Origin of the sequence: Pseudomonas sp. JV414, from assembly GCF_032424305.1 — a bacterium.
Taxonomy (GTDB): Bacteria; Pseudomonadota; Gammaproteobacteria; order Pseudomonadales; family Pseudomonadaceae; genus Aquipseudomonas; species Aquipseudomonas lini.
The window spans coordinates 263,617-279,238 of record NZ_VYKC01000003.1 but is presented as its reverse complement, the minus strand read 5'-3'; the positions used below and the strand labels follow the sequence as shown (position 1 = coordinate 279,238).

Sequence of the window (15,622 nt, the reverse complement as noted above, 5' to 3'; positions counted from 1 at the left end):
ACATGAAAAAATCCGCCGGTCCGTTGCCAACTGACCGGCGTATTACGCGTTACTGACTACAAAGCGGTATTGCGGGCGCGGTTCAGCTGCTGCGCATCAGCGGGTAAAGCTCTTTAAGCAATTTGCGCCGGCTGATCACCAACTGCCAGCGATGACCGCCCAACTGCCGCCACAGGCGTGCCGAACGGATCCCGGCCAGCAACAGCGCGCGAATCTTCGAGGCATTGCTCGGTTGCTGCAGGTTGCGCATGTCGCCATGCACCTGAATCCGTTGGCGCAGGGTGCTCAGGGTGTCCTGATACAGCGCACCGCAGGCGGCGATTACGTTTTCATGAGCCGGGCCGAAGTGTTCGACCTGAGACTGGATCTGCGGCAGACGCTTGCCGATCACTTCCAGCATGTCTTCGCGCTTGGCCAGTTGACGCTCCAGCCCCAGCATTGACAGGGCATAGCGCAGCGGTTCGCGCTGAAGGGTGCTAGGGTCGCGCTCCAGGGCGCCGATCAACGCGCGGTAGCCTTCGCGCAGGTTGATGTCGTCACCGCCATAGACTTCCAGTGTGTCCTTGGGGTCGCGAATCAACAGGCTGCCAAGCATGCAGGTCAGGCCGGCTTCGTTGGTCTGGCCGGTCTTGGCGATCTTGTCGACCAGCACGGCGGCGAGAAACACACCGCCCAGGGCTGTCAATTGCTCCTGAGTCGGGCTCATGAACGCTGACCCTTGCTGGTCCAGGGTTCGGCCACTTCGATCACGCCGCCGCCGAGGCAGATTTCACCGTCGTAGAACACCACGGATTGGCCTGGGGTGACCGCGCGTTGCGGGTCATCGAAGGTCGCGCGGTAGCCAGTGGCGGTTTTTTCCAGCGTGCAGGGCTGATCGCTTTGGCGATAACGAACCTTGGCGGTCAGCTTGCGCGGCTCGGTCAAATCGATCGGGTTGACCCAATAGATGTCCGAGGCGAGCAGGGCGCGGGAGAACAGATAAGGGTGATCATTGCCCTGGCCAACGATCAGCTCGTTGTGTTCCAGGTCCTTGATCAGCACGTACCACGGCTCATCACCGGCGTCTTTCAAACCGCCGATGCCCAGGCCTTGGCGCTGGCCGATGGTGTGGTACATCAAGCCGTGGTGACGGCCGATGACTTCGCCTTCGGTGGTCTTGATCTCGCCTGGCTGGGCCGGCAGGTATTGCTTGAGGAAGTCGCTGAAGCGGCGTTCGCCGATAAAGCAGATCCCGGTGGAATCCTTTTTCTTCGCGGTGGCCAGGTCGTGTTTCTCGGCAATCGCGCGCACTTCGGGTTTTTCCAGCTCGCCGACCGGGAACAGGGTCTTGGCGATCTGTTCGCCGCCGACGGCGTGCAGGAAGTAGCTCTGGTCCTTGTTCGGATCCAGGCCCTTGAGCAATTCGGTGCGACCATCGATGTCGCGGCGGCGCACGTAGTGGCCGGTGGCGATCAGGTCGGCGCCGAGCATCATGGCGTAGTCGAGGAACGCCTTGAACTTGATTTCGCGGTTGCAGAGGATGTCCGGGTTCGGCGTGCGACCGGCCTTGTATTCGGCCAGGAAATGCTCGAAGACGTTGTCCCAGTACTCGGCGGCGAAGTTGGCGGTGTGCAGCTTGATGCCAATCTTGTCGCACACGGCTTGAGCGTCCGCCAAGTCATCCATGGCGGTGCAGTATTCCGTTCCATCGTCTTCTTCCCAGTTCTTCATGAACAGGCCTTCCACCTCATAACCCTGCTCGATCAGCAGGAGAGCGGAAACGGAAGAGTCCACGCCGCCGGACATGCCGACAATGACGCGCTTCTTTTTTGTGTCAGAAGGGGCTGGATCACGCATAGGGATTCAATGAGTGTCTTGAAAAAGGACGCGATTCTAGCAGGCCGAAGCCCGCAAGGCTAAAGAGAAGGGCGGATCAGTTCGAGACCGAAGTGTTTGCCGTCCAGATAATCATCGATACAGCGGATGATCAGCTCACTGCGCCAGTTTGCGCGCTGTTGCAGCAGTTCGTCACGCGTCAGCCATTTTGCGCCGACGATGCCGTCATCCAGCTGATAGTCCGGGTGGTGTTTGAGCGGTTTTGCGGTGAAACAGACCCGTTGGTAGGTCACGCCATTGCTTGGCGCGGTGTAGAGGTAAATGCCCACTACGCCGGTGGGTTCGACGTCCCAGCCGGTTTCCTCAAGGGTTTCGCGCACGGCGGCTTCGATCAGGGTTTCGTCCGGGTCCAGATGACCGGCGGGTTGGTTGAGCACCGTTTGTCCGTGCTTGAGTTCTTCGACCATCAGGAAGCGACCATTGTCTTCGACGATGGTGGCGACGGTGATGTGGGGTAGCCAATCCATGAAGCTTCCTCGTTTTGAATGTTGAAGTCCGATCCTGTGGGAGCTGGCTTGCCTGCGATGGCGGTGGGTCAGTCGACATCAATGTTGAATGATAAACCGCTATCGCAGGCAAGCCAGCTCCCACAGGGTTTTGTTTCGGCAGATAGATATGTAGAAACCAGAAACAGAAACCCCGGCACTGGGCCGGGGCTTCTTTGCATCCTTACAACCTTAAACCAACGCAGCGATCGCGGCGTTGAAGGTGTTGCTCGGGCGCATGGCCTTGCTGATCAGCTCGGCATTGGCGTGGTAGTAACCGCCGATGTCCACTGGCTTGCCCTGAACGGCGTTGAGCTCGGCAACGATGGTCGCTTCGTTCTCGGTCAGGGTTTTGGCCAGTTCGCCGAACTGCGCTTGCAGTGCAGTGTCTTCGGTCTGGGCGGCGAGGGCTTGAGCCCAGTACAGCGCCAGGTAGAAGTGGCTGCCGCGGTTGTCGATGTTGCCGACTTTGCGCGATGGCGACTTGTTGTTGTCCAGGAACTGGCCAGTGGCCTGATCCAGGGTCTTGGCCAGCACCAGCGCTTTAGGGTTGTTGTAAGTAACACCCAAGTGCTCGAGGGAAGCAGCCAGGGCCAGGAACTCGCCCAGGGAATCCCAGCGCAGGAAGTTCTCTTCCAGCAGTTGCTGAACGTGCTTCGGTGCCGAACCGCCGGCGCCGGTTTCGAACAGGCCGCCGCCGTTCATCAGCGGAACGATCGACAGCATCTTGGCGCTGGTGCCCAGTTCCATGATCGGGAACAGGTCGGTCAGGTAGTCGCGCAATACGTTGCCGGTCACCGAAATGGTGTCCTTGCCTTCGCGAGTGCGCTGCAGGGTGAACTTCATCGCATCGACTGGCGCCATGATCTGGATGTCCAGGCCTGCAGTATCGTGATCCTTCAGGTAGGCCTGAACTTTCTCGATCACTACGCCATCGTGGGCGCGCATTGGGTCCAGCCAGAAAATGGCCGGAGTTGCGCTTGCACGGGCACGGTTAACGGCCAGTTTGACCCAATCCTGGATCGGCGCGTCTTTGGTCTGGCACATGCGGAAGATGTCGCCGGCTTCAACCGACTGTTCCAGCAGAGTGCGGCCAGCGCCGTCGGAAACCCGAACTACGCCGTTTGCCTTGATCTGGAAAGTCTTGTCGTGGGAGCCGTACTCTTCGGCTTTTTTCGCCATCAGGCCAACGTTTGGCACGCTGCCCATGGTGGTCGGATCGAAAGCACCGTTAGCCTTGCAGTCTTCGATCACCGCCTGGTAGATGGTGGCGTAGCAGCGATCCGGGATCACAGCCTTGGTGTCGTGCAGCTGACCGTCAGTGCCCCACATCTTGCCGGAGTCACGGATCATCGCCGGCATCGAGGCGTCGACGATGACGTCGCTCGGCACGTGCAGGTTGGTGATGCCTTTGTCGGAGTTGACCATGGCCAACGACGGACGAACGGCGTAGACCGCCTGGATGTCCGCTTCGATCTGCGCTTGTTGCTCGGCAGGCAAAGCCTTGATGCGAGCGTACAGATCGCCGATGCCGTTGTTCAGGTTGAAGCCGATCTGTGCCAGCACGTCAGCGTGCTTGGCCAGTGCGTCTTTATAGAACTCGGCAACGATCTGGCCGAACATGATCGGGTCGGAGACCTTCATCATGGTGGCTTTCAGGTGAACCGACAGCAGCACGCCTTTGGCTTTGGCGTCTTCGATCTCGGCCGCGATGAAGCTGCGCAGCGCTTTTTTGCTCAGAACGGCGCAATCGAGGATCTCACCGGCTTGCACGGTGGTTTTTTCTTTCAGGACGGTGGTGGTGCCGTCTTGAGCGATCAGTTCGATTTTGACGGCGTCAGCGGCGTCGATCAGGGCGGCTTTTTCGCTGCCGTAGAAATCGCCGGTGCTCATGTGAGCCACGTGGGACTTGGAGTCTTTGGCCCATGCGCCCATTTTGTGCGGGTGCTTGCGCGCGTAGTTCTTGACCGACAGTGGTGCGCGACGATCAGAGTTGCCTTCGCGCAGAACCGGGTTCACGGCGCTGCCCTTGATTTTGTCGTAACGCGATTTGGCGAGCTTGTCGGCATCGCTGGTCACGGTTTCCGGGTAGTCCGGCAGTGCGAAGCCCTGGGCTTGCAGCTCTTTGATCGCGGCCTGCAGTTGCGGAACCGAAGCGCTGATGTTCGGCAACTTGATGATGTTGGCTTCAGGCGTAACGGCCAGGTCGCCCAGTTCGGCGAGGTGGTCGGCTACGGCTTTGTCACCCAATTGCTCGGGGAAGCTGGCCAGAATGCGCCCTGCAAGAGAGATATCGCGGGTTTCAACGGCGATATCAGCCGAGGCGGTGAAAGCCTCTACGATAGGCAACAGTGAATAGGTGGCGAGGGCTGGGGCTTCGTCGGTGAAGGTATAGATGATCTTCGAGCGGGTGGGCATATTCGGATTAACTCTCTCTTCTTTGCTAAAGCGTGCGCAGAAACTCGAGGGGCGCCGGGTAAGCGCGTTCGTTCAAAGTCATCCATGAGCCGAATGTCGAGGTTTCTTCGCGGTGATGTTGGGTGCATCAGTCGAGCGTCAAGCGGGTGGACTGCGATAACAATCCGGCTTATTCGGGCCCAACGTCTTGTGATAGAGCGGTCGGCCGTCGTGACTCTGTGGTCAGCGGCGGCATTATACATAGGTAGCTGGCAATCTGCCGATGGTTCATAGGCAACGTTTTTCGTCCATTGGTCTAAAGGTCGCAGGGGAGTGCGGCGCGTAGAGTCGTTCGCCGTGCTTGAGTTTGGCGCTTTTCCCTTTGCTTTCAGGCTTGTACGTCGCGAACTGTGCAGCTTTGCGGCAGATGGGCGGAACATAGGGTTTGCGCGCCGATTTAACTGGGGTACGCTCGAACGCAGCCAGATGTTCAATCCAAACAATGGAGTTCAGCATGGGATACAAGAAGATTCAGGTTCCAGCCGTCGGCGACAAAATCACCGTCAATGCGGACCATTCTCTCAATGTTCCTAACAACCCGATCATCCCCTTCATCGAAGGCGATGGTATTGGCGTTGATATCAGCCCGGTCATGATCAAGGTTGTCGATGCTGCTGTTAAGAAGGCTTACGGCGGCGAGCGCAAAATTTCCTGGATGGAAGTCTACGCCGGGGAGAAAGCAACTCAGGTTTACGATCAGGACACCTGGCTGCCTCAGGAAACCCTGGACGCGGTCAAGGATTACGTGGTTTCCATCAAGGGCCCTCTGACCACGCCGGTCGGTGGCGGCATCCGTTCGCTGAACGTAGCCCTGCGCCAGCAGCTCGACCTGTATGTGTGCCTGCGTCCGGTGCGCTGGTTCGAAGGTGTGCCGAGTCCGGTCAAGAAGCCAGGTGATGTCGACATGACTATCTTCCGCGAAAACTCGGAAGATATTTATGCCGGTATCGAATGGAAAGCCGGTTCGCCGGAAGCGACCAAGGTCATCAAGTTCCTTAAAGAAGAAATGGGCGTCACCAAGATCCGTTTCGACGAAAACTGCGGTATCGGCGTCAAGCCGGTTTCCCTGGAAGGCACCAAGCGTCTGGCGCGCAAGGCTCTGCAGTATGTGGTCGACAACGACCGCGACTCGCTGACCATCGTGCACAAAGGCAACATCATGAAGTTCACCGAAGGTGCCTTCAAGGAATGGGCCTACGAAGTGGCCGCTGAAGAATTCGGCGCGACCCTGCTCGACGGCGGTCCGTGGATGCAGTTCAAGAACCCGAAAACCGGCAAGAACGTCATCGTCAAGGATGCCATCGCCGACGCCATGCTCCAGCAGATCCTGCTGCGCCCGGCGGAATACGATGTGATCGCGACCCTGAACCTGAACGGCGACTACCTCTCCGACGCCCTGGCGGCCGAAGTGGGCGGTATTGGTATTGCACCGGGTGCCAACCTGTCCGACACCGTGGCCATGTTCGAAGCCACCCACGGTACTGCGCCGAAGTACGCCGGCAAGGACCAGGTCAACCCGGGTTCGTTGATCCTGTCCGCCGAGATGATGCTGCGTCACATGGGCTGGACCGAAGCGGCCGACCTGATCATCAAAGGCACCAACGGCGCGATTTCCGCCAAGACCGTGACCTATGATTTCGAGCGCCTGATGGAAGGCGCCAAACTGGTTTCGTCTTCAGGGTTTGGTGATGCGCTGATTTCACATATGTAAGCGCGTCGGTACAAAAAAACCGCCTTCGGGCGGTTTTTTATGACTGGATGAGAGCTGCGTCAGCTCGACACTGTTTCTTGCCGGATGGCAGGGGCGCTCTGTTCGTTCGGGGAGGTGGCAGACGCAATCTTCACTGCATGCAGCCCTTTGGGGCCCTGAATGATCTCGAAGCTAACGCTTTGCCCAGCCTTGAGGGTTTTGTATCCATCCATCTCAATGGCCGAATAGTGGGCAAAGAAATCGATTTCCTTGCCATCCTCGTCACGACCTTCTCTGGCGTCGGTGTTAATGAAACCGAACCCCTTGGCATTGTTGAACCATTTCACCTTACCGACAGCCATACCCATATCCCTCTGCAACAGACTCCATCACTGGAGTATCATCCAGTTAATCCGCAGTCTAATCTTGTAAATAGATTGACTCCGCGGACCTTTTTTACCCACTGTGGGCTCTATTGGTTGTAACACCGATTTTCCGATAGTCAAGGTGACCGGGCAGTCGGAGTTGAAAACGTTCATAACCGCCCCCATCACTGAATTCGCACAACTGACGAACCTTTCTTTCCATGCATGCAATCAGCCAGATTCGACTAACATTCAATCAGGATCGCCCGGCTCTCCAAAAAGATCACCCGGAGGAACACGACGACGATTCCGCAGGCATTGCTGTTCAGGAGGCTAAGCCTGCTTTACAGGCGCCACCGATGTACAAGGTGGTTTTGTTCAACGATGACTACACACCGATGGATTTCGTCGTCGAAGTGCTCGAGGTGTTTTTTAACCTGAATCGCGAGCTGGCGACCAAGGTCATGCTGGCCGTCCACACAGAAGGACGGGCAGTATGTGGAGTGTTTACCCGCGACATCGCCGAGACCAAGGCCATGCAGGTCAACCAGTACGCCAGGGAAAGCCAGCATCCGCTACTCTGTGAAATCGAGAAGGACGGTTAATCGCCGACCACTTGGGTATGAGGTGAAGCTATGTTAAACCGCGAGCTCGAAGTCACCCTCAATCTTGCCTTCAAGGAGGCTCGTTCGAAGCGTCATGAATTCATGACCGTCGAGCACCTTCTGCTGGCCCTATTGGATAATGAGGCTGCCGCCACCGTTTTGCGTGCCTGCGGCGCAAACCTCGACAAACTCAAGCATGATCTGCAGGAGTTCATCGACTCCACCACGCCATTGATCCCTCTTCATGACGAGGATCGTGAAACCCAGCCAACCCTGGGCTTCCAGCGTGTGCTGCAACGTGCTGTCTTTCACGTACAGAGCTCGGGCAAACGCGAAGTGACTGGCGCTAACGTGCTGGTCGCAATCTTCAGTGAGCAAGAGAGTCAGGCAGTGTTTCTGCTGAAACAGCAGAGCGTTGCGCGCATCGATGTCGTCAACTACATCGCCCATGGCATTTCCAAAGTGCCGGGGCATGGCGATCACTCTGAAGGTGAACAAGATATGCAGGACGACGAGGGCGGTGAGTCTTCTTCTTCAGGCAATCCTCTGGATGCTTATGCCAGCAACCTCAACGAACTCGCGCGCCAGGGTCGTATCGATCCGTTGGTAGGCCGTGAGCTGGAGGTCGAGCGCGTCGCGCAGATCCTCGCGCGTCGTCGCAAAAACAATCCGCTGCTGGTGGGCGAGGCGGGCGTGGGTAAAACCGCGATTGCCGAAGGCCTGGCCAAACGCATTGTCGACAACCAGGTGCCGGATCTGCTGGCCAACAGCGTGGTGTATTCCCTCGATCTGGGGGCTTTGCTGGCCGGGACCAAATACCGCGGCGATTTCGAGAAGCGCTTCAAGGCGCTGCTCAATGAGCTGAAAAAACGTCCGCAGGCGATCCTGTTCATCGACGAGATCCACACCATCATTGGTGCGGGCGCTGCGTCCGGTGGCGTCATGGATGCTTCGAACCTGCTCAAGCCATTGCTGTCTTCGGGCGACATTCGCTGCATCGGTTCGACCACGTTCCAGGAATTCCGTGGGATCTTCGAGAAGGACCGTGCTCTGGCCCGGCGCTTCCAGAAGGTCGATGTGTCGGAACCTTCAGTGGAAGATACCATTGGCATCCTGCGTGGCCTGAAAGGGCGTTTCGAAGCGCACCACAACATCGAATACAGCGATGAAGCCCTGCGCGCCGCTGCTGAACTGGCCTCGCGTTACATCAATGACCGGCACATGCCGGACAAGGCCATCGATGTCATCGACGAGGCGGGCGCCTATCAGCGTCTGCAACCGATCGAGAAGCGCGTGAAACGTATCGAAGTGCCTCAGGTCGAGGACATCGTTGCGAAAATCGCGCGAATTCCGCCAAAACACGTCACCAGCTCCGACAAAGAGCTGCTGCGTAACCTTGAGCGTGACCTGAAGCTCACGGTATTTGGCCAGGATGCGGCGATCGACTCGCTGTCGACTGCGATCAAACTGTCCCGTGCCGGCCTCAAGTCACCTGACAAGCCTGTCGGTTCGTTCCTGTTCGCAGGGCCGACCGGTGTTGGTAAAACCGAGGCCGCGCGGCAACTGGCCAAGGCGTTGGGTGTCGAACTGGTTCGCTTCGACATGTCCGAGTACATGGAGCGCCACACCGTATCGCGTCTGATCGGTGCGCCTCCAGGCTATGTCGGATTCGATCAGGGCGGTCTGCTGACCGAAGCCATCACCAAACAGCCTCACTGCGTGCTGCTGCTCGATGAAATCGAGAAGGCGCATCCGGAAGTCTTCAACCTGCTGTTGCAGGTCATGGACCACGGTACGCTGACCGATAACAACGGGCGCAAGGCGGACTTCCGTAACGTGATCGTCATCATGACGACCAACGCCGGTGCCGAGACCGCAGCGCGTGCTTCGATCGGTTTCACCTATCAGGACCACTCGTCCGATGCGATGGAAGTGATCAAGAAGAGCTTCACGCCGGAATTCCGTAACCGTCTGGACACCATTATCCAGTTTGGTCGCCTCAGCCATGAGGTCATCAAAAGCGTGGTGGACAAGTTCCTTACCGAACTTCAGGCGCAGCTGGAAGACAAGCGTGTGCTGCTGGAAGTCACCGACGCTGCTCGCAGCTGGCTGGCGGCGGGTGGCTACGACTCGGCAATGGGCGCTCGTCCAATGGCGCGTTTGATTCAGGACAAGATCAAGCGTCCGCTGGCGGAGGAGATTCTCTTTGGCGAACTGGCCGAACATGGCGGTGTGGTACACATCGACATCAAGGACGGCGAGCTGACCTTCGAGTTCGAGACCACGGCTGAAATGGCCTGACGTTAAACCGCAACAAAGCAAAAAGGCGCCGATTGGCGCCTTTTTGCTGTCTGGTCGATTTCAAGCGATAAACACAAAACCCTGTGGGAGCGGGCTTGCCCGCGAAGGCGGCGGCACATTCAGCATCCAGGCAAGCAGACCCACCGCTATCGCGGGCAAGCCCGCTCCCACAGGATCTGTGCAACGGTTCGAAATGTGGCAGCTAATTTCCACACAAACAAAAACGCCCGGCATAGCCGGGCGTTTTGTATTGACTTGATTAGCGAGCGCGGTAGGTGATGCGCCCTTTGCTCAAGTCATAGGGCGTCAGCTCGACGCGCACTTTGTCGCCGGTAAGAATACGGATGTAGTTCTTGCGCATCTTGCCGGAAATATGCGCGGTTACGACGTGCCCATTTTCCAACTCCACACGAAACATGGTGTTGGGCAGGGTGTCGACGACAGTGCCTTCCATTTCGAAGCTGTCTTCTTTCGACATGCAGTAAAGCCCTCGGTGTCCAATGAATGGCCCGGTGCAACTGCGCCAGGCAAAAGCGGCGTGCATTGTGCCCGAAAAATGGGGTTTAAGCCAAGGGGTTCTAGCTCAGGATGACCCAACGCTGATTAATCAGCAGTTCGATAGGGCGATATTGGGTCTTGTAGCTCATTTTTTTGCAGTTTTTGATCCAGTAGCCGAGATAGACCGCTTCCAGCCCCAGGCGCCGGGCTTCGCCGATCTGCCAGAGAATCGCGTAACGCCCCAGGCTGCGACGCTCCTCGCCGGGCTCGTAGAAGGTGTAGACCGCCGACAAACCGTTGGGCAGCAAGTCAGTGACGGCTACTGCCAGCAGTCGGCCTTCGAGACGGAATTCGTAGAAGCGGGAGAAAGGCAGGTCACGCACCAGGAAGGTCGAAAACTGGTCGCGGCTCGGCGGATACATATCGCCATCGGCGTGACGTTGTTCGATGTAGCGCTGATAAAGGTCGAAATACTCTTCGCTGAACTTTGGTCTGGCCGGACGCACCTGTAAGTCGGCATTGCGTTTGACAATGCGTTTCTGCTGACGGTTGGGGGTAAATTGCGCCACAGGAATGCGCGCTGGTACGCACGCATTGCAATGCTGGCAATGGGGCCGGTAGAGATGATCGCCACTACGACGAAAGCCCATTTCCGACAGATCTGCGTAGACATGCACATCCATGGGCTGACTAGGGTCGAGGAACAGCGTCGTGGCCTGCTCCTCGGGCAGATAACTGCAAGAGTGGGGCTGAGTGGCATAGAACTTCAAACGCGCCAACTCGGTCATGATCAACCCTCGGGATAAGCTTTTGATTAGGGGGCGCTCTCAATTCGTTTCCCCGCATTAAGTGTAAGCCACGCGCGCAAAAGTCGCTCAGCAAACCCAGTTGGAGCAGCCCGGTTGATCCAGGTGCCGCGCAAGGTAGCCGGCAAATTCGCGGCGTGGAATCGCGCGGGCACCCAAACTGTGCAGATGATCGGTAGGCATCTGGCAGTCGATCAGCACAAAACCTGAGTCTTTCAGGTGTCGCACCAGGGTGGCGAAACCATATTTGGAGGCGTTGTCGGCGCGGCTGAACATCGATTCGCCAAAAAACAACTGCCCCATAGCCAGGCCGTAGAGCCCGCCGACCAGCACGCCATTGTCCCAGACCTCCACCGAATGGGCGTAACCACGCCTGTGCAGTTCGACGTAGGCGTCCTGCATCGCTTGGGTGATCCAGGTGCCGTCAGCGTACTCGCGCGGTGCGGCGCAGGCGCTGATGACCGCGGCAAAATCCCGATCGAAGGTCACTTGGTAGCGCTGTTGACGCAACAGTTTGTTCAAGCTGCGGGAGACATGCAGTTCGTCGGGAAACAGTACCGTGCGCGGATCTGGCGACCACCAGAGAATCGGCTGGCCTTCCGAGAACCACGGAAAGCAGCCATGACGATAGGCTTGAATCAGGCGATCGGCGGACAAATCGCCGCCCGCGGCCAGCAGCCCGTTGGGGTCGCGCATGGCTTTTTCCAGCGGCGGGAAGGTCAGGGTGTTGCGTTGTAACCAAGTCAGCATGGCATCCGGGCTTGCAGAAGGGGAGGGCGGTAGCGGGCCGTTGAGCCCGCCTTGAAGCAGGTTAACCGTCAAACAGTGGGGATGTCATCGAGATACTTCTCGGCATCCAGCGCGGCCATGCAGCCGGCCCCGGCGGACGTCACCGCCTGGCGGTAAATATGATCGGCCACATCGCCGGCAGCGAACACGCCTTCGATGTCGGTGGCAGTGGCGTCACCTTCACTACCGCCCTTGATCAGCAGGTAGCCGTCACGCATTTTCAGCTGGCCCTGGAACAGGTCGGTGTTGGGCTTATGGCCGATGGCGATGAATACACCGGCCAGCGGCAATTCATTGGTTTCGCCCGTATGACTGTGCCGCAGGCGGGCACCGGTCACACCGCTGGCATCGCCCAGCACTTCGTCCAGATTCTGGTTCCAGTGCAGGCGGATATTGCCGTTGGCGGCTTTTTCGAAGAGTTTGTCCTGGAGGATCTTCTCCGAGCGCAGTTTGTCGCGACGGTGAATCAGATGAACTTCCTTGGCGATGTTCGACAGGTACAGCGCTTCTTCAACGGCCGTGTTACCTCCGCCGACCACCGCGACCACCTGGTTGCGGTAGAAGAAGCCATCGCACGTGGCGCAGGCCGAAACCCCTTTGCCGGCAAAGGCTTCTTCCGATGGCAGCCCCAGGTATTGGGCCGAAGCGCCGGTGGCGATAATCAGCGCATCACAGGTGTAGGTGCCACTGTCGCCGATGAGCTCGAACGGGCGCTGTTGCAACTTGGCCGTGTGGATGTGGTCGTAAACGATCTCTGTGTCGAAGCGTTCGGCGTGTTTTTGCATGCGTTCCATCAGTACCGGGCCGGTCAGGCCTTCGACGTCGCCGGGCCAGTTGTCGACTTCGACGGTGGTGGTCAGCTGGCCACCTGCCTGTATGCCGGTGATGACAACGGGTTTGAGGTTGGCGCGAGCGGCATAAACGGCTGCGCTGTAACCGGCAGGGCCGGAACCCAGAATGATCAGGCGGGAATGCTTCGCTTCAGTCATAAAAACACCTCATAAGCCTTTGTCACAAAAGAGAATGCATGCTCAAATTGGACTGCGCGTACTGTGCTGTTGGCTATGCTTGCACCCAAGGGTCTCAAGCATGGCATCGGGTGAACAAACCCGTACAATGCTCGCTTGTAACAGTGTTTGTATCAAAAAAGCGGTGCGTGCCGTATTTCGAAAAACCGGGGCGCAGTGTTAAAAGTAGTCCCAGTTGCGCCTGTTAACTTTTTTACCTGCCTGGATTGGGCAGTTTTTATAGTCATTCAACAGATGGACGCGCCATGGGCGCAGGAAAAGAAGCGTTTTGAAGAAATCCACCGCAGCACCTAAAACAGTCGTCCCGCTCTGGCGCCAGCAATTGCACTACCGGCTCAAGGAAGGTGCATTGATCGCCATCGGCGCCTTGTGCCTGTTCCTGATGATGGCTTTGTTGACCTACGGCAAAGACGATCCGGGCTGGAGCCATAACAGCAAGATCGACGATGTGCAGAACTTCGGCGGGCCGGCCGGCTCGTACAGCGCCGACATCCTGTTCATGGTCCTGGGTTACTTCGCCTATATTTTTCCGCTGCTGCTGGCGATCAAGGCGTATCAGATCTTCCGCCAGCGGCACGAGCCGTGGCAGTGGAGCGGCTGGCTGTTCTCCTGGCGCCTGATCGGCCTGGTGTTTCTGGTGCTGTCGGGTGCAGCGCTGGCCCACATCCATTTCCATGCGGCGACCGGTCTGCCGGCCGGCGCAGGTGGCGCTTTGGGCGAAAGCCTCGGCGATCTGGCCCGGAACGCGCTGAACATCCAGGGCAGCACGTTGTTGTTCATCGCGCTGTTCCTGTTCGGCCTGACAGTATTCACCGATCTGTCGTGGTTCAAGGTGATGGACGTCACCGGCAAGATCACCCTAGATCTGTTCGAACTGTTTCAGGGTGCGGCCAATCGCTGGTGGGCGGCCCGTATGGAACGCAAGCAACTGGTCGCCCAACTGCGTGAGGTCGACGATCGCGTGCATGACGTGGTCGCGCCGACTGTCACCGACAAACGCGAGCAGGCCAAGGTCAAGGAGCGCCTGATCGAGCGCGAGCAGGCCCTGAGCAAGCACATGTTCGAGCGCGAGAAACAGGTACCGCCGGTGATTGCCCCGGCTCCGCCCAAACCCGCAGCGCCGAGCAAGCGCGTGGAAAAAGAGAAACAGGCGCCGTTGTTCGTCGACAGCGCCGTGGAAGGCACCTTGCCGCCGATCTCGATTCTCGACCCCGCGGAAAAGAAACAACTCAATTATTCGCCTGAATCCCTGGCGGCCGTCGGCCACTTGCTGGAAATCAAGCTCAAGGAATTCGGCGTCGAAGTCTCGGTGGATTCGATTCATCCGGGCCCGGTCATTACCCGTTACGAAATCCAGCCAGCAGCCGGCGTCAAAGTCAGCCGCATTTCCAACCTGGCGAAAGACCTGGCCCGTTCCCTGGCCGTGACCAGTGTGCGTGTCGTCGAAGTGATTCCGGGCAAGACCACGGTCGGTATCGAGATCCCTAACGAAGACCGGCAGATCGTGCGGTTCTCCGAGGTCTTGTCGACCCCCGAGTACGATAACTTCAAGTCCCCGGTCACCCTGGCCCTGGGTCATGATATCGGCGGCAAACCGGTCATCACCGACCTGGCGAAAATGCCGCACTTGCTGGTGGCCGGTACGACCGGTTCCGGTAAGTCGGTGGGTGTGAACGCGATGATCCTGTCGATTCTGTTCAAGTCTGGTCCTGAAGACGCCAAACTGATCATGATCGACCCGAAAATGCTCGAGCTGTCGATCTACGAAGGCATTCCGCACCTGCTGTGCCCGGTGGTCACTGACATGAAGGACGCCGCCAACGCCTTGCGCTGGAGCGTCGCCGAGATGGAACGGCGCTACAAACTGATGGCGAAGATGGGCGTGCGTAACCTGTCGGGCTTCAACGCCAAGGTCAAGGAAGCCCAGGACGCCGGCGAGCCGTTGAGCGATCCGCTGTACAAGCGCGAAAGCATCCACGACGAAGCGCCGCTGCTGCAAAAACTGCCGACCATTGTCGTGGTCGTCGACGAATTCGCCGACATGATGATGATCGTCGGCAAGAAGGTTGAAGAGCTGATCGCCCGTATCGCCCAGAAGGCCCGTGCGGCCGGTATCCACTTGATCCTCGCGACCCAGCGGCCGTCGGTGGACGTGATCACTGGTCTGATCAAGGCGAACATTCCGACCCGTATGGCGTTCCAGGTATCGAGCAAGATCGATTCGCGAACCATCATCGACCAGGGCGGCGCCGAACAACTGCTGGGCCACGGTGATATGTTGTACATGCCGCCGGGCACCAGCCTGCCGATTCGTGTTCACGGCGCGTTCGTGTCCGATGATGAGGTTCACCGGGTGGTTGAAGCCTGGAAACTGCGCGGCGCGCCTGAATACAACGATGACATCCTCGCCGGTGTCGAAGAGGCCGGTAGCGGCTTTGAAAACGGCGGCGGTGGCGGTGGCGACGATGATGCCGAAACCGATGCGCTCTACGACGAAGCGGTGCAGTTCGTACTGGAAAGCCGTCGCGCGTCCATCTCCGCGGTTCAGCGCAAGCTGAAAATCGGCTACAACCGCGCGGCGCGCATGATCGAAGCCATGGAAATGGCCGGGGTCGTGACGTCCATGAACACCAACGGCTCGCGTGAAGTCCTGGCCCCTGGCCCGGTGCGCGACTGATCCGGTTTTGAAAGGGGCGGTGTCTGAGATGCCGCCCGCACTCCCA

Annotated in this window: 13 protein-coding genes; 4 read left to right on the top strand and 9 right to left on the bottom strand. The window is 58.3% G+C overall.

Going from position 1 to position 15,622, the window contains the following annotated elements:
* Positions 1-82 precede the first annotated feature (82 nt).
* From hflD to F6R97_RS06045, 4 genes are all read right to left on the bottom strand, one after another.
* A complete protein-coding gene (gene hflD, locus F6R97_RS06060; protein ID WP_038982517.1) occupies positions 83-706 on the bottom strand; it encodes a high frequency lysogenization protein HflD in 624 nt (207 codons plus the stop codon).
* Positions 703-1,836 (bottom strand): tRNA 2-thiouridine(34) synthase MnmA, encoded by a 1,134-nt coding sequence (mnmA, locus tag F6R97_RS06055; protein WP_038982518.1) that lies wholly within the window; start codon positions 1,834-1,836, stop codon positions 703-705. Before mnmA ends, hflD begins: the two co-directional genes overlap by 4 nt.
* A 59-nt stretch (positions 1,837-1,895) precedes the next feature.
* Positions 1,896-2,342, bottom strand: coding sequence for an NUDIX hydrolase (locus F6R97_RS06050; RefSeq protein WP_038982519.1), 447 nt, complete (start codon positions 2,340-2,342; stop codon positions 1,896-1,898).
* Between the two features lie 210 nt (positions 2,343-2,552).
* Complete coding sequence (locus tag F6R97_RS06045) at positions 2,553-4,778, bottom strand: NADP-dependent isocitrate dehydrogenase (RefSeq protein ID WP_050682724.1); 2,226 nt, start codon at positions 4,776-4,778, stop codon at positions 2,553-2,555.
* Between the two features lie 493 nt (positions 4,779-5,271).
* Between F6R97_RS06045 and icd the strand changes: the two genes are divergently transcribed.
* The gene (icd, locus tag F6R97_RS06040) at positions 5,272-6,528 is read left to right on the top strand and encodes an NADP-dependent isocitrate dehydrogenase (protein WP_038982523.1); all 1,257 of its coding nucleotides are present in this window, start codon (positions 5,272-5,274) and stop codon (positions 6,526-6,528) included.
* Positions 6,529-6,587: 59 nt separating this feature from the next.
* Here the strand turns inward: icd and F6R97_RS06035 are convergent, their stop codons facing one another.
* Positions 6,588-6,869 (bottom strand): cold shock domain-containing protein, encoded by a 282-nt coding sequence (locus F6R97_RS06035; protein WP_038983666.1) that lies wholly within the window; start codon positions 6,867-6,869, stop codon positions 6,588-6,590.
* A 224-nt stretch (positions 6,870-7,093) separates the two neighbouring features.
* On the opposite strand from F6R97_RS06035, the gene clpS reads away from it, so the two are divergent.
* Positions 7,094-7,477 (top strand): ATP-dependent Clp protease adapter ClpS, encoded by a 384-nt coding sequence (gene clpS / locus F6R97_RS06030; RefSeq protein WP_038982524.1) that lies wholly within the window; start codon positions 7,094-7,096, stop codon positions 7,475-7,477.
* A gap of 30 nt (positions 7,478-7,507) precedes the next feature.
* The gene (gene clpA / locus F6R97_RS06025) at positions 7,508-9,778 is read left to right on the top strand and encodes an ATP-dependent Clp protease ATP-binding subunit ClpA (RefSeq protein WP_038982525.1); all 2,271 of its coding nucleotides are present in this window, start codon (positions 7,508-7,510) and stop codon (positions 9,776-9,778) included.
* Between the two features lie 259 nt (positions 9,779-10,037).
* On the opposite strand, the gene infA is transcribed toward clpA, so the two are convergent.
* The 4 genes from infA to trxB all read right to left on the bottom strand — a co-directional run bounded on the left by infA (position 10,038) and on the right by trxB (position 12,860).
* Entirely contained in the window at positions 10,038-10,256 is a 219-nt protein-coding gene (gene infA / locus F6R97_RS06020) for a translation initiation factor IF-1 (protein ID WP_002553999.1), read from the bottom strand.
* Between the two features lie 100 nt (positions 10,257-10,356).
* Entirely contained in the window at positions 10,357-11,064 is a 708-nt protein-coding gene (locus F6R97_RS06015; RefSeq protein ID WP_008068329.1) for an arginyltransferase, read from the bottom strand.
* Positions 11,065-11,151: 87 nt separating this feature from the next.
* Positions 11,152-11,832: a leucyl/phenylalanyl-tRNA--protein transferase gene (aat, locus tag F6R97_RS06010; protein ID WP_315866238.1), complete on the bottom strand. Its 681-nt coding sequence runs from the start codon at positions 11,830-11,832 to the stop codon at positions 11,152-11,154.
* Positions 11,833-11,900: 68 nt separating this feature from the next.
* Positions 11,901-12,860 carry a thioredoxin-disulfide reductase gene (trxB, locus tag F6R97_RS06005; protein ID WP_123358351.1) on the bottom strand — a complete coding sequence of 320 codons (960 nt, stop codon included), beginning with the start codon at positions 12,858-12,860 and terminating at the stop codon, positions 11,901-11,903.
* Positions 12,861-13,167: 307 nt separating this feature from the next.
* On the opposite strand from trxB, the gene F6R97_RS06000 reads away from it, so the two are divergent.
* A complete protein-coding gene (locus F6R97_RS06000; protein WP_038982564.1) occupies positions 13,168-15,576 on the top strand; it encodes a DNA translocase FtsK in 2,409 nt (802 codons plus the stop codon).
* Positions 15,577-15,622 lie beyond the last annotated feature (46 nt).

Coding starts and splice junctions, on each gene's coding strand:
- hflD (WP_038982517.1), bottom strand. CDS start 706: ATGAGCCCGACTCAGGAGCAATTGACAGCCCTGGGCGGTGTGTTTCTC.
- clpS (WP_038982524.1), top strand. CDS start 7,094: ATGCATGCAATCAGCCAGATTCGACTAACATTCAATCAGGATCGCCCG.
- F6R97_RS06045 (WP_050682724.1), bottom strand. CDS start 4,778: ATGCCCACCCGCTCGAAGATCATCTATACCTTCACCGACGAAGCCCCA.
- F6R97_RS06035 (WP_038983666.1), bottom strand. CDS start 6,869: ATGGCTGTCGGTAAGGTGAAATGGTTCAACAATGCCAAGGGGTTCGGT.
- trxB (WP_123358351.1), bottom strand. CDS start 12,860: ATGACTGAAGCGAAGCATTCCCGCCTGATCATTCTGGGTTCCGGCCCT.
- icd (WP_038982523.1), top strand. CDS start 5,272: ATGGGATACAAGAAGATTCAGGTTCCAGCCGTCGGCGACAAAATCACC.
- F6R97_RS06050 (WP_038982519.1), bottom strand. CDS start 2,342: ATGGATTGGCTACCCCACATCACCGTCGCCACCATCGTCGAAGACAAT.
- clpA (WP_038982525.1), top strand. CDS start 7,508: ATGTTAAACCGCGAGCTCGAAGTCACCCTCAATCTTGCCTTCAAGGAG.
- infA (WP_002553999.1), bottom strand. CDS start 10,256: ATGTCGAAAGAAGACAGCTTCGAAATGGAAGGCACTGTCGTCGACACC.
- aat (WP_315866238.1), bottom strand. CDS start 11,832: ATGCTGACTTGGTTACAACGCAACACCCTGACCTTCCCGCCGCTGGAA.
- F6R97_RS06015 (WP_008068329.1), bottom strand. CDS start 11,064: ATGACCGAGTTGGCGCGTTTGAAGTTCTATGCCACTCAGCCCCACTCT.
- mnmA (WP_038982518.1), bottom strand. CDS start 1,836: ATGCGTGATCCAGCCCCTTCTGACACAAAAAAGAAGCGCGTCATTGTC.